Below are 13642 nucleotides of genomic sequence, written 5' to 3' on the forward strand. Positions count from 1 at the left end.
TATTGAAATAATTGATATTTTATTTTGGAACACTCCTTGAATACTTTCGGCGCAAGGAGTGTAACAATGCAAATTATTCCCGCCGATCCGACCGGTTTTGGCTTGAACTTTCTGGGCAGCATGGATGCCGCTTCCGGTACGGATGCCTCCTCCGATTTTGCGCAAGCCATGCAGAGCGCCATAGGTTCTGTGGAAAGCGGGCAGAACTTTTCTGTGAACAGCGCCCTGCAGGAAGATTCCGAACAGTCCCGCCCCCTGGTTGAAGGGCCCTACAGCCGCAACACCACGGATGGCGTCACCTATACCCTGGATGAAGTCTGCTTTACCAAGCAGGAGTTGCAGGAGTTGCGGAAACAGCTCATCAAGGCCGGCGTGTCGGCCGAAAGCCTGCAACAGTTCGATGTGCTGGCCGCTCAGCCTGACGGCGCGTTGCTGGCCCAGGTCATGGTCAGTCTGATAGGCAAAGGCGCGGCTGTGGATATCAGCGACGAAGACGCCCAGACCATCACCACCCTGCTGGGAAAAATCGACCCCACAGGCGATCTTGCCATCGAAGCGCTGCAGCGTATGGGCGAAGGCAAGGGCGAGGCGGCCCTGGCACTGATCTCCAACGCGTTTGCCAGGCTGGAACCTGGCGAAAATATTGAAATCAGCCGTGATGAGGCTCTTGCTCTGGGCAGGGGCCTGGGGCTGAATTCCAGAAGCCTGCAAAGCATCTCTGACAGTTTCGGCGCTTATGACAATCTGCGTGTAACGACTGAACAGTTCGGCAATCTCATGGGGCCGGCCTCGGCGCAGTTCACTGCGGCCAAGGCTGACCTTCAGAAGCTGAACGCCGCGCTGGAGCAGACGCTCAAGCCCATCATCGGCAAGGCCCGCGAGCGCATGGAGAAGGAAAAGGCCGCCAGCGCGCTGCAAGACCGCAAGGTGCAGCAAAGCCGGATCATGATCGACAATACCGTGCAGGAAGCCAGCCGTGAAGTTCTCAGCCAGACCCTGCGATCCGGCCAGCGGGCCGGCACGCCTGACAATGGCGATATTAACGCGCAAAGCGACGCTGTCAGCCGCAAGCTGAATGGCAGACAGAGCGGCGTCGCGGGCGAGGCTGGCGGTTCCCGAAAAAGCGGCACGTCGATCACTTCCTCCAAGACGAACAAGGCGGATGGCGCGACCGTGGGCAGGGCCGGCGGCATGGAACAGCGCGACGCCCAGAGCGACAAGGCGCGTGTGCTCACTGAGGCGGAAGCCGTCGCGACGCGCGCTGACGCTGAGGAAGGCAGCAAGAGCAGATTCAGCGCTCCCGATTTTGAAAACAACAGCGGACAAAGCAAAGGCAAGGAATGGAGTGAACTGCTGAACAAGGTGGAAACACGGGCCACGCCGTCCCAGAGCAACAACGCCGGTTCCATCGTCTTTTCCATGCTGCGGGGCGGGCAGAACATCTCTGAAACTTCTCCCCTACAGGACACCGCCCTTCCCAGCCGGCCTCCGGCCGCCCAGGTGGCCCGACAGGTGGAAAGCGGTCTTCTCTCCGCCCTCAGGGACGGCGGCAGCCGACTGGATCTGCAACTTCACCCGCAGGAACTGGGGGCTATCACGCTGACGCTTACGGCCCGCAATGGCGAGGTAAGCGCGCGCATCCGTTCCGAAAAGAGCGAAACCGCCGAAATGGTCACCCGCCAGTTGGACGCCATCCGCGCCAACCTGGAACAGCAGGGCGTCAAGGTGGACAAGATTGAGGTTCAAATTCAAAACCAGCAGGGCGACGACGGCCGCCTGTGGCAAAACCTGGATCAGCACAACTCCTGGCAGGAAGAAGATGCCCGCCGGGAAGAACTTGCCCGTCTCAAGAATCTTGCAACGATGCGTAATTCCAGTAAAAATAGAGAGGCTGACGTTTTGGCACAGCCTGTGCAATTTTCAGGGCAAACGGCAAGATATGCCACCCAGTCTTTGCATGTGGTGGCTTGATCAGCCAAAGCGGAGTAAGCCATGTCCAGCATTACGCAAGCCCTGAATCAGACCAATAACGAGTTTAATGCCGCCCTCTCCAAGCAGAAGGGCAGCAATCTGGACAAAGATTCCTTCATGCTGCTGCTGGTCACCCAGTTCAAGTATCAGGACCCGCTCAATCCTATGGAGGACAAGGAATTTATTGCCCAGATGGCGCAGTTCTCCAGTCTGGAACAGCTGATGAACCTGAACACGAGCATGGAAGGGCTGACCGAGGCCACCAACAACCAGCAAATGATCAACGCCACATCCTATATCGGCAAGCAGGTAACCATTTCCGGCAACAGCATCGGCAAAAACACCAGCAGTTCCGGCGAGACTACGGTGAGCACCTTCCGCTATGCGTTTGGCGACGCTGTGGCCAGGGGCGTGCTGACCGTGAGAGACGCCAGCGGCAACACGGTCTATACCGAAGATATCAGCGGCAAGGCTGCCGGACCGACATTCGAATTTACCTGGAACGGCATGACCAGCGCCGGCGATGTGGCCCCGGACGGGGTATATACGGTATCTCTGGCCGCCTACAATGCCGACGGCGAAGCCGTGCTCTCGGATCAGGTCGTGGATGCCACCGTGACCGGCGTGGTCAATGACGACGGCATAGTCTACCTGGGTATGGACGGCGGGCAGTTGATGCCGCTTGCCAATGTGCGCCAGGTTTCCGAACCCAAGGTTGTCGGCAGCGACAACAAGACGGAAACGCCGCCTGACGAAGACGCTTCCCATGCAGAAAATTCCGGCGGCGGCGAAAATACTGGAAGTTCCGGCGGCGAAAACACGGAGGCAACCACCGGACAGGCCGCCTGAAGTTAACGACAAAACTATCCCGGCGGCGCAACCGCCTGCAAACAACTATCCCAAGAAGCATATACGGAGGAAGTCATGGGTCTTTCAGCCAGCATGTGGACAAGCGTTTCCGGCCTGCTCGCTCACGGCAACAAGATGAATGTGGTGGGCAACAATATCGCCAACGTGAGCACCATCGGCTTCAAAAGCCAGCGCATGGACTTTAACGACTATTTGTACCTTGGCGCGGGCAGCGCCAGCGGCCCCACCCAGATCGGCGCGGGCGTGAGCACCTATGCCGTGTTGGGCGACTTTTCGCAGGGCTCGTTTGAAAGCACCAATACCGGATCCGATCTGGCCATTGACGGCAACGGTTACTTCAAGGTGCGCAAGCCCAACTCTGATGAAATGTACTATACCCGCGCCGGTGATTTCTATTTCGATAAAGACCGCCAGCTCATCAACCCCCAGGGCCTGCGCGTGCAGGGCTGGCGTGTGGACAATTCCAGCAATCTGACTTTCAACCGCGGCGCCACCAGCCTGGGCAGCATCTCCTCGACGGAATCCGCCTATGTGGGCAGCGGCACGCCCACGGATATTGTGCTGGATATGTGGAATCTGCCGCCGCGGCAGACCCAGAGCGTATCCTTTGTCATGGGGCTGAGCACCGACGCCGGCAGCGACAGAACCACCAACCCCGACAATCCCATGTCCGCGCTCTGGAACCAGTGGGACGGCACCGCTGAAACGCCGCTGGCCAGTACCGCCTATACGGGCAAATCCGACATTGACGTGTACGACGAGGGCGGCTCCAAGCACACCATGTCGGTCTATTACGACCAGGTGGCTCTTGAAAATGATGACTACAAGATTTCAGGCCTCCCCAATGGCTACACCGTATACGAATACCTGGTGACCATTCCTCCGTCCGAAGACAAGCGCACTTACGAGGGCACCATCACCTACGACGCCGAGGGCAACCCGCAGATAGCCAACGCGAAGACCTTTGCCGGCACCAGAAAGGCCGGCGTGCTGATGACAGGGCATCTGATCTTCAATGAAAGCGGCCAGTTGGTCAACCAGACTGCCTACACCTATGGCGCCAACGGCCTAGATAAGAACGGCGATCCACTGGCGGCGGATAAGGCCTGCGATCAGGATCCCAACGACATGAAATCCTGGCAGCCCACCAAGATTTCCAACAACGGTCTGCCCGTGTTCACGGCCAACTTTGACGGCAAGCCCCTGGCCAACAGCGTGGCTGAAACGGCGGCCAACGGCGGCACCCCGTACAGCATCGCGGAAAACTACATCATTGAACTTGACCTGGGGCTGAGAAATACCGCCAATAATCCGGCCTGGAATAATGCCGCCACTTCCCTGGCCAACCTGACGACCAATGCTGCCACGCCTCCCGCCACGCAGAAGACGCTCGACTTTTCCGCCACGGGCGCCACCATGACCTCGCCCAACCGGGAAAACAGCGCCAGCTTCCTCAAGCAGGGCAAGTCCGTCGTGCAGGATTCGGATGCGGATGGTTATTCCGCCGGCATTCTGAGCACCTATCAGATTGACGAAAACGGCGTCGTCTATGGCTCTTATGACAACGGCGAAACCCTGGCCCTGTGGCAGCTGCTGCTCTGCGATTTTGACAATCCCCAGGGCCTTTACCGGGAAGGCGGCAATCTTTTCGCCGAAACAAAAGAATCCGGCAAGGCGCGCCAGGGCGTGCCCAATGACGGCGGTTTCGGGTCAACCAACGCCTACAATATAGAACAGTCCAACGTGGACATGAGCCGCGAGTTTGTGCAAATGATCACCACCCAGCGCGGCTTCCAGGCCAACTCCAAGGGCATCACCACTGTGGACACCATGCTTGAAACGGTTATCAGCATGAAGCGGTAGTCTGATACTGCCGCCCGGACGAGGGCGCATCCGCATGGCGCGGACGCCCCACAGCGAAGGGATAGCGCTGCAATCCGGCTTTCTCCGTACAAAGCGCCGGCCTCCAGGGTCGGCGCTTTTTGCATGGAGAACACAGCGGCAAGCACGGCGAAGCCATGTTTTTTTGCCGCCGGGCGCAGGAAGGGCGCGAGCTCTTTGCAAAAATTGCCGAATGCCGCGCAGCCTGCGGCACGCCTCCGCCCCGTGGCGGTCGCCCTGCGGGCAGACGGTTCTTTTCAGCCTCCGGCGCGCTCCCCATGCGCGGCATGACGTGAAGGTCATTGATGCCTGTCCGCGGGAAGCCCGCGCCGCACAATCCGCCGCCCCGGCATGGCCCAGCTGCGGCAAAATCAACCCCGCCGCCTTTCCATAGCGCGCCAAAAATTCAACACAAATACGGAGGAAAAAATTTCCCCATTCTTTTTATTTCATGTAACATATTGAAATATAATATATAAATACTTTTGGCATATGCATTGCAGAAGAGTGGGCACAGCTTAGTCAACCACCCAGGAGGTGTCCCATGTCTTTGGTCGTTAACCACAATATGATGGCCGCCAATACGGCCCGGAACCTGAATGCTCATTACGGCAGGCTGGCTACCTCGACAGAACGTCTGTCCACCGGCCTGCGGGTCAACAGCGCGGCGGACGACGCCGCCGGTCTGGCCATCCGCGAATTGCAGCGCGCCGACATCGCCACCCTGCAACAGGGCGCGCGCAACGCCAACGACGCCATTTCCATGATTCAGACCGCTGACGGCGCTCTGGGCGTCATCGACGAAAAACTGACCCGCATGAAGGAACTGGCCGAACAGGCCGCCACCGGCACATATGATTCCACCCAGCGTCTGATGATCGAATCCGAATATCAGGCTATGGCTTCGGAAATCACTCGTATTGCCAATGCCACGGATTTCAACGGCATCAAGCTGCTGGACGGCAACCTGTCAAGCAGCGTGCACGACGGCAGCGGCATGACCTCCACCGGCAAGCTCAAGGTTCACTTCGGCACCGGCAATGATTCCGCCGAAGACTATTACTATATCACTATTGGCAACTGCACGGCCTCGGCTCTGGGCATAGGCAATCAGGCCATTGACGACGCCACGGGAGAGCTGCGCGAAGGCGGTACCGTCTCCACCCAGGAAGCCGCGCAGAAGACGCTGGTGGCCCTGACAAACGCCATCGTGTCCAAGGACAAGATTCGCGCGCATCTGGGCGCCATGCAGAACCGCCTGGAAAACACCATCACCAACCTGAATACCCAGGCTGAAAATCTTCAGGCCGCGGAATCCCGAATTTCCGACGTGGATGTGGCGACGGAAATGACGGAGTTCGTCAGAAACCAGATTTTGAGTCAAAGCGCGGTAGCCATGCTCTCGCAAGCAAACTCGCTGCCCCAGATGGCCATGCAGCTCATCGGCGGCTAGGTCATCTTGATATAGGCTGTGGCAGACCAAAGACGGGAGGCCCGGGGGCTGTGCCCCCGGGCCGGAAATCCCGCCCGGCCCGGCATGCCCCTTACGGCGTGCGCCATGCCGCGCATGGTGGGCGCATACCCGCCTTTCTCGCGGGTTCCAGGGCGTTCAGAGCCAGACGGGCGGCCTCCTGCTCGGCTCTCTTGCAGCTTGTGCCGCTGGCCGTGAACTCTCTGCCGTCCGGCAGATGCAGAGACACTTCAAAAATCTTGGCGTGCTCGGGGCCATGGCTTGCCAGCCGGGCATAAACCGGTCTTTCCCCGAACAACTGTTGCGCCGCTTCCTGCAAGCGCGTCTTGCAGTCTTTTTTTTGCGGCTGCCCGGCAGTCTGTGGCCAATGCCGTTCAAAAATACAGGCCACCGCTTTTTGCGCTGCGGCAAAGCCCCCGTCTTCGTACACGGCGGCAAGCACCGCTTCCAGGGCGTCACTGAGAACGGAATCGCGGTTTCGACCGCCCTGGCGCTCCTCCCCCTTGCCTAATTTCAGCAGGCCGTCCAGGCCGAATTCCCGCGCTCGCTCCGCCAGGCTGACGGTGCTCACCAGCCGCGCGCGCAGTTTGGTCAACTCCCCTTCGCGGGCATTCGGAAAGCGGCGGAACAGTTCCCAGGAGACGCAGAGCTCCAGCACGGCGTCGCCCAAAAATTCCTGCCGCTCATTGTGACGCTGGCCGCCGTCGCACTCATTGGCCCAGGAGCTGTGCGTCAGAGCCAGATCAAGCAGTTGCGGACGCGCAAAGACATGGCCCAGCCGTTCTTGCAAAATAGAGAAATCAGCAGCACTCATGCCCTCAATGTATCCGTTTTGCATCTGATGGCAACAGAAAATCTCTTGACATGCGCCCGGCCAATGCCTACCTAAATGCAACTTACTTATGAGGAGCAGAGCATGGCTTATGATATCCGCTTGATGAAGCTGGTGACTGGCGAACTGGTCATCGGCAAATATGATCAGGAAAAGGACTGCCTCAACGATGTGGCCGCCATTCAGAGCATCCCCACCCAGCAGGGCGTGCAAATGATGATGCTGCCTTACGGCTATCCCTTTGAACCCGACTTCAGCGGCACGCTGGAGGGAAAAGCCTTCCTCTACCGTTATGCCGATACTCCCAAGGAACTCCAGGACAAATATATTGAAGCCAGCACCAACCTTACGGTCGCGGGCGGCCTCGGCAAACTGCAGTTCGGTTCCGGTCCCATGCCCGGCGGCAACGGCAGCGGTCTGATCAAGTAGTGGGACGGATCCAATACTGCAATATTTCAAAGGCGGCGTTGAGCGCCGCCTTTTTTGCACTCCCGGCCAAAATGAGGATACCATGCGCGAGCTTCTGCCCCTGCTGCCCAAGCCCAGCCGCTATGCCGGCATAGAGGACGGCGCCTGCCGCAAAGACCCCGCGCGAACGCGCCTGCGTCTGGCCCTGGCTTTTCCCGACACCTACGAAGTGGGCATGTCCTATCTGGGGCAAAAAATTCTCTACGGCATCGTCAACGCTCATGAAGGCTGGTGGGCCGAACGGGTCATGGCACCGGACCGCGAAGCCGGGGCGGTTCTGCGGGCGCACGGCGCCCCGCTTTGCACCCTTGAATCAGACACGCCGCTGGCCAGTCTGCACTGTGTCTCCTTTTCCATCACCCATGAACTCTGCTACACCAATGTGCTCTATATGCTGGATCTGGCCGGAATTCCCCTGCGTTCGGCCCAGCGCAGCCAGGATCTGACGGCCTGCCCTCTGGTCATTGCGGGCGGGGGCGCATTGTTGAGCGCCGAACCTCTGACGCCCTTCATGGATCTGATGGTTCTGGGCGACGGGGAGGAGAGCCTGCCCGACGTGCTGCGCCTGCTGGAACGCGCCCTGGATCAGGGCTGGAGCCGTGACCAACTGCTGCACGAAGCCCGGCTGATTCCCGGCGTCTATATCCCTTCGTTCTTTTCAGCCGGGGAGGGCGGCGCGCCTGTTCCGCTGCTGCCTGATTACACCCGCCCGGCGCGTCGCATCGTGGCTGACCTGAATGCGGCGGCGTATCCCACCCGGCAGGTGGCGCCTGTGGGCGCGGTGCACAACCGTCTTTCCCTGGAAATCGCGCGCGGCTGCACACGCGGTTGCCGCTTTTGCCACGCGGGCATGGTCTACCGGCCCGTGCGCGAACGCTCTCTGGCCAATATCACCAGCCTGCTGGACCATTGCCTGCGCGAAACAGGCTTTGACGAAATTTCCTTTCTCTCGCTGAGCACCGGCGATTTTTCCGCCCTCAAGACCCTCTGCCACGGAGTGCTGGACCGTTGCGCGCGTGAGCAGATCAGCCTTTCCCTGCCCTCCCTGCGCGTGGGTTCCATTGACGACGAAATTATTGAACGCATGGCCGATCTGCGTCGCACCGGCTGCACCCTGGCCCCGGAGGCAGGCAGCCAGCGCCTGCGCGACGTCATCAACAAGGGCGTCAGCGAGGAGGATTTGCTGCTGCACGTCCAGAAACTGCTGGAGCACGGCTGGCGACAGGTCAAGCTCTACTTCATGATTGGCCTGCCCACGGAGACGGATGAGGATCTGGCGGCCATAGCCGACCTCTGCCGCAAGGTGCGCGACGCCGCCGGGCGCGGCGGCCCGCGCCTCCAGGTCACAGCCGCCCTGTCGCCCTTTGTGCCCAAGCCGTTCACGCCCTTCCAGTGGGAAGCGCAAATCAGCCGGGATGAAATCAGTCGCCGGGTGCGCTTGGTGCGGGAGCTGTTCAAGGGCCAGAAATGCCTGAAACTCCGCTGGCATGAACCGGCCATGAGTCATCTTGAGGGCATTTTGTCCCGTGCGGATCGCCGCATGGCCGATGTGGTGGAAAAGGCCTACCGGAAAGGCGCTGTTTTTTGCAGCTGGATGGAAGGTTTTGACCTCGCCCCTTGGCTGGAGGCTCTGGACGAATGCGGCATCAGCGCCGAAGCCTGCACCGGCGCTCGCGAACCCGGGGCTGTCCTGCCCTGGAGCCACCTGGAAGCCGGAATTTCCGAAGCATTTCTGCTGCGTGAGCGTGAACGCGCCATGGCTGGAAAAATTACCCAGGATTGCCGCTACGGCGTCTGCCGTCAGTGCGGCGCGTGCGACACCAGGGTCGCGCCCTCACTGCTGCCGCATGTCGCCACGGCGGGGGCGGACGCGCCCTCGCACCGCAACCGTCTGATTTTTGCGCAGCGCGATCAAAAGGCGCATAAACCGCACCGGGATGAAACGGGCCGGCTGATCTGCCGCGCCCAACCCAGCCAGCCCCCCAGAATTGCTGGAGAACTCACCCGCAAGGCGGCCCAGTATCGCATCTGGCACAGTAAAATGAACGGCAGTTCGTGCCTGAGCCAGCTGGAACTGCAAGCCGTGCTGGAGCGCGCCCTGCGCCGCGCGGTGCTGCCGCTGGCCTTCTCCCAGGGTTTTCATCCGCTGCCGCTGCTTTCTTTCGGCAGGGCTCTGCCCGTGGGCGTGGAAAGCGGGGCCGAATGGTTCGCCCTGACGCTACATGAATACCTCGCGCCGGAGGAGGTGGCGGCTCGCTTGACGCCGCTGCTGCCGCCGGGCATGTCCGTCCTGCGTGTCGATTTGGTGGACAAAAACCGGCGTACAGAGCAGGCCGTGACCGAGACCTTTTCCCTCCGTCTGCCCACGGAGGAGGAAAACGCCGCAGCGGCGCGCTGCTTCGCGGATTTCGCCGCGCTGTCCACATTTTCCTTGACGCGGCAGACCAAAAAAGGCCCACGCAGCGCGGACATCCGCCCCCTTCTGCTGAGATGGGAGGCGGGGCCCGCCCAATCCGGCATATGCGCCGGAACGGACCCTGCCGTGACATTTACAGCTGACTGGCGTAATCTGTATCTGTCGCCTTTGCTTTTCTGCCTGACCGTTCTCGCGCCGCTGGGGTCCGAAACGCATCTGCGGCCCCGTTTGCGCTTGCTCAAAACGGCGCAGACATTCGCGGATTCCCAAACCTATCCATAGACCGGCGGGATCGTCCTCATGTCACGAGCAGTTACGCATACATGGTTCTTCTTTGGCGATTCCCTGACACTGGGAGTCAATGACGACCGCATGCCCGGCGGCTGGGTCAGCCGTCTCGTCCTGTTGGGAAAGATGGCCGGGCTTTATCGCTTTCCTCCGGCCACATTTTACAATCTCGGCGCGCGCCGCCAGTCCACGGCGGATCTGGCGCGACGCTGGCGACAGGAAGTGACTTGCCGTCAGATGCCGGGGATGATGCCGCGACTGCTCTTCTGCACGGGTGTGGTGGACATGGCCGCCCCCGGCGGCGGCCAGCCCCTGGAGCAGGACAACTCCCTGCGCTGTCTGCGCGAAATACTGACTGAAGCCGCCTCACTGGCCCCCACCCTGGTCGTCAGCCCGCCGCCGGTGGCCGATCCCGCCGCATGCCGGCGCATTGCGCAACTCAGCGCGGCGCAGGCCGTCCTCTGCGCGGACATGGGCCTGTCGTTCGCCGACATTCATGCGATGCTGGCGGCTTCCCCCGATTATATGGATGACCTGAGCGACAGCCTGCACCCAGGCCCGAAAGGTTGCGCCATGATGGCTGAGCTTCTGCTGGCGCAAACCTCCATGCGCGACTTTCTGCGCACAGACATGGATGAAAAGGAATACTGAAATGGCCTCGTGCGTTCCTTTCAGCGATGAAGAACCCTTTGTGAAACGCGTCAAAAGCCTGGCTGATGACGAATTGCTGGAAATTTGGGAAGAAACCCAGCACATTGAAAGTCTGCTCTGCGCGGAATTTCAGACCGAGGTTTCCCTTGCCCCTGATTATGAAAAAGTCATTGTGGAGGAATTGCGTCTGCGCTCCTGTCGCAGACTGCGCGCGCCGCTTGCGGGAGAATGAGCGCTTGGGGCATTTCGCGCATGAAACGCCTTGCGAAACCGGGCGGGACGAGACTACAGCCGCGATTCGCCTGCGGCGTTACGCTCCGCTGGCGGCGCGAAACCCGCGGCAGCACATGGACCCTGCTGGGGTGGCTATTTTCAATGCAAAATGCTCCAGAATGCTGCCGCCTGGACTTGGCATCGGTAAAGGGCTACATTGCCCAACGCGCGCCATTCGTGAGGCAGGCCCATGCCGGGAAAAAAGAAAAGGGTCCGCGGTCTGAACCGCAAACCCGTATTCTCTTTGGTGGGCCATCAGGGACTCGAACCCCGAACCAACTGATTAAGAGTCAGCTGCTCTACCAATTGAGCTAATGACCCGTGGCGTGAAAAAGGATTTACGCGGATGTCCCCTGTTTGTCAAATATTTTTGAAAAGTTTTTGCAGAAATTGTTTGCCCTCTTTGAGAGGCAAACTAATTTATAAAAAAATCATAATGTTATACAAAAAGTTCATGTTGCTCTGCATGTTCTGCCTGGCTTTTGCGGCGGGGGGGGAGGCCCTGCCCGCCGTTCATGCCTGGGCCGGGAATGTGCCCGTGCGGATGGAATTTGCCCGTGATGGAGATAATATTGTCGCGACCGTGCGCCTGAATCTCCCGCCTGGCTATCATGCATACGCGCATGAGGCGGGGGGGGCCGGTCGCCCCACAGTGCTGGACTTTGCCCTGGAAGGTGGGCAGATGCTGCCGGTCTGGTATCCCGCCGGGGCCATGCAGCGCGATTTTTATGATGCTGAGGCCACTGTTTTCGTTTATGAGGGTGAAGTCGCGCTGTTTACGGCCCTGCCGGGCCAGGCGGCGGGCAAACCCTTTACCGCCGCGCTCAGCCTGCTGCTTTGCTCCAACCGTCATTGCCTGCCTGTCAGTCAGAGTTTTACCGGCACGGTGCCGGAAGCGCCCTCGCCGGTGGAACAGACGGCCTGGGTGGAGCAGTGGCGCAAGCTGCAAAAGGCGCAGCCTGTGCTGGCCGACATGCAGGAAGCCCTCGCCGGTTCTCCGCTTGCCTTCTCCAGAGAAGAAGCGGGCCTGGGTCCGTCTTTGGGCGCGTCTGGAGGCGGCGCTCAGGCCGGGGCCCCCGCGGCGCGCCTTGCCGGCCAGGGACGGAGCGGATCATTGCCGCCGCCGGAGGAGTTTGAGTTGCAGCTGACGCCGCGCTATGCCGACGCCTCGCTGGAGATTGCCAGCCTGGGCAAGGCGTTGTTGCTTGGCATTCTTGCCGGCTTGCTGCTTAACGTCATGCCCTGCGTGCTGCCGGTGCTGATATTCAAAGTCAGCGGCCTGTTGCTGATAGGCGGAAGCGAAGACAAAAGGAAACTCCGGCGTTTTCGTGAGCATAATCTTTGCTTCGCGGGCGGCGTCATGACCCTGTTCACCGGCCTTGCCCTTGTGCTGGGTCTGGCGGATATGATGTGGGGGCAGCTCTATCAGAGCCAGGGCGTATTGCTGGTCATGCTGCTGATTGTCTTTCTCATGGGGCTGTCCATGCTGGGGGTGTTCACCTTGCCGGCGATTAACCTCAAGGCCGGCGAAAACGCAAAAAACCCCTGCTTGCAGTCTTACATGACCGGCCTTGTCTCCACCTTTCTGGCAACGCCGTGCAGCGGCCCCCTTCTGGGCGGCGTGCTGGGCTGGGCGTTCACCCAGCCCCTGCTGATTCTCATGGTGGTATTCTGGGCCGTGGGGCTGGGCATGGCGTTGCCGTATCTGCTGTTTTGCATCTGGCCGGACATGGCGCGCATTCTGCCCAGACCCGGCCCCTGGATGTACGTCTTTGAACGTCTGGTGGGTTTTTTTCTGCTGGGCACGGCACTCTATCTGCTTTCCATTCTGCCGGTGGAAAAGCACATGCATGTCCTCAGCGTTCTGCTGCTGGTTTCGCTGTGCGCCTGGCTTTGGGGGCATTTTTGCGATATTTCCGCGCCTCTGCTGCGTCGCAGGGTGGCCGGCATCGCTGGTTGCGCGCTGTTAGTGGCGGCCATCATCTGGGTGCTGCGCCCTGTGGCTCCCCTGCCCCAGTGGCGCGACTTCAGCCCGGAATATTTTACATCCCAGCTTGGCAGGAAGGCCATGCTGCTTGAATTTACCGCCGACTGGTGCCCCAACTGCAAATTTATGGAAGCCACGGTTCTGACCGACGAGCGGCTGCGCGCCTGGCAGGCTCGCTATGGCATGGAGCTTGTGCGCGTGGATTTGAGCGGCGCCAATGCCTATGCCGTGCGCCTGCTGGCGGCTCTGGGCAGTAAAAGCATTCCGCTGACGGCGCTCTTTCCGGCGGGGGAGAACGCGTCCTCCCCTTTGGTGCTGCGTGACGTCTACGGCGTGCGGGCGCTGACAAAGGCCATGGATGAGGCATTTGCAGGCGGTTAAACCCGCACGGCGGGAAAAGACCGGCCTGAACCGGACGGCCATGACGCTTTTTTTTCATTCAGCCCTAGTGCGCTTTACGGATGTGACGATAAGGCATAATATACAGTATATAAGTCTGTTCGGATATGTCTTGCAGGCCGTGCGGCGTTTTTG

General features: G+C 60.1%; 10 protein-coding genes and 1 tRNA gene. 9 read left to right on the forward strand and 2 right to left on the reverse strand.

Annotation, left to right across the window (positions count from 1 at the left end; all coding sequences use genetic code 11):
* The first annotated feature begins 66 nt into the window (after nt 1–66).
* The 4 genes from ACQRA4_RS10230 (at nt 67) to ACQRA4_RS10245 (ending at nt 6175) form a co-directional block, all read left to right on the forward strand.
* Nucleotides 67–1971 carry a flagellar hook-length control protein FliK gene (locus ACQRA4_RS10230; RefSeq protein ID WP_427822975.1) on the forward strand — a complete coding sequence of 635 codons (1905 nt, stop codon included), beginning with the start codon at nt 67–69 and terminating at the stop codon, nt 1969–1971.
* A gap of 21 nt (nt 1972–1992) precedes the next feature.
* On the forward strand, nt 1993–2820 hold the full coding sequence (locus tag ACQRA4_RS10235; RefSeq protein ID WP_427822976.1) for a flagellar hook assembly protein FlgD: 828 nt from the start codon (nt 1993–1995) through the stop codon (nt 2818–2820).
* 75 nt (nt 2821–2895) lie between these two features.
* Entirely contained in the window at nt 2896–4704 is a 1809-nt protein-coding gene (locus ACQRA4_RS10240) for a flagellar hook protein FlgE (RefSeq protein ID WP_427822977.1), read from the forward strand.
* 562 nt (nt 4705–5266) lie between these two features.
* The gene (locus ACQRA4_RS10245) at nt 5267–6175 is read left to right on the forward strand and encodes a flagellin (protein ID WP_427822978.1); all 909 of its coding nucleotides are present in this window, start codon (nt 5267–5269) and stop codon (nt 6173–6175) included.
* Between the two features lie 91 nt (nt 6176–6266).
* Here the strand turns inward: ACQRA4_RS10245 and rnc are convergent, their stop codons facing one another.
* A complete protein-coding gene (rnc, locus tag ACQRA4_RS10250) occupies nt 6267–7007 on the reverse strand; it encodes a ribonuclease III (protein ID WP_427822979.1) in 741 nt (246 codons plus the stop codon).
* Nucleotides 7008–7109: 102 nt separating this feature from the next.
* Here rnc and ACQRA4_RS10255 point away from each other — a divergent pair, with 102 nt between their 5' ends.
* The 4 genes from ACQRA4_RS10255 to ACQRA4_RS10270 all read left to right on the forward strand — a co-directional run bounded on the left by ACQRA4_RS10255 (nt 7110) and on the right by ACQRA4_RS10270 (nt 11080).
* A complete protein-coding gene (locus ACQRA4_RS10255) occupies nt 7110–7454 on the forward strand; it encodes a hypothetical protein (protein ID WP_427822980.1) in 345 nt (114 codons plus the stop codon).
* Between the two features lie 82 nt (nt 7455–7536).
* Nucleotides 7537–10191 (forward strand): TIGR03960 family B12-binding radical SAM protein, encoded by a 2655-nt coding sequence (locus ACQRA4_RS10260; protein ID WP_427822981.1) that lies wholly within the window; start codon nt 7537–7539, stop codon nt 10189–10191.
* 18 nt (nt 10192–10209) lie between these two features.
* Nucleotides 10210–10848, forward strand: coding sequence for a GDSL-type esterase/lipase family protein (locus tag ACQRA4_RS10265; protein ID WP_427822982.1), 639 nt, complete (start codon nt 10210–10212; stop codon nt 10846–10848).
* Between the two features lies 1 nt (nt 10849).
* The gene (locus tag ACQRA4_RS10270) at nt 10850–11080 is read left to right on the forward strand and encodes a hypothetical protein (protein ID WP_427822983.1); all 231 of its coding nucleotides are present in this window, start codon (nt 10850–10852) and stop codon (nt 11078–11080) included.
* Nucleotides 11081–11366: 286 nt separating this feature from the next.
* On the opposite strand, the gene ACQRA4_RS10275 is transcribed toward ACQRA4_RS10270, so the two are convergent.
* Nucleotides 11367–11442: transfer RNA gene (locus tag ACQRA4_RS10275), tRNA-Lys, on the reverse strand.
* Nucleotides 11443–11557: 115 nt separating this feature from the next.
* Here ACQRA4_RS10275 and ACQRA4_RS10280 point away from each other — a divergent pair.
* On the forward strand, nt 11558–13489 hold the full coding sequence (locus ACQRA4_RS10280; RefSeq protein WP_427822984.1) for a cytochrome c biogenesis protein CcdA: 1932 nt from the start codon (nt 11558–11560) through the stop codon (nt 13487–13489).
* The last annotated feature ends 153 nt before the right edge of the window (nt 13490–13642 follow it).

The organism is Desulfovibrio sp. SGI.169, assembly GCF_050313595.1.
GTDB lineage: Bacteria > Desulfobacterota > Desulfovibrionia > Desulfovibrionales > Desulfovibrionaceae > Desulfovibrio.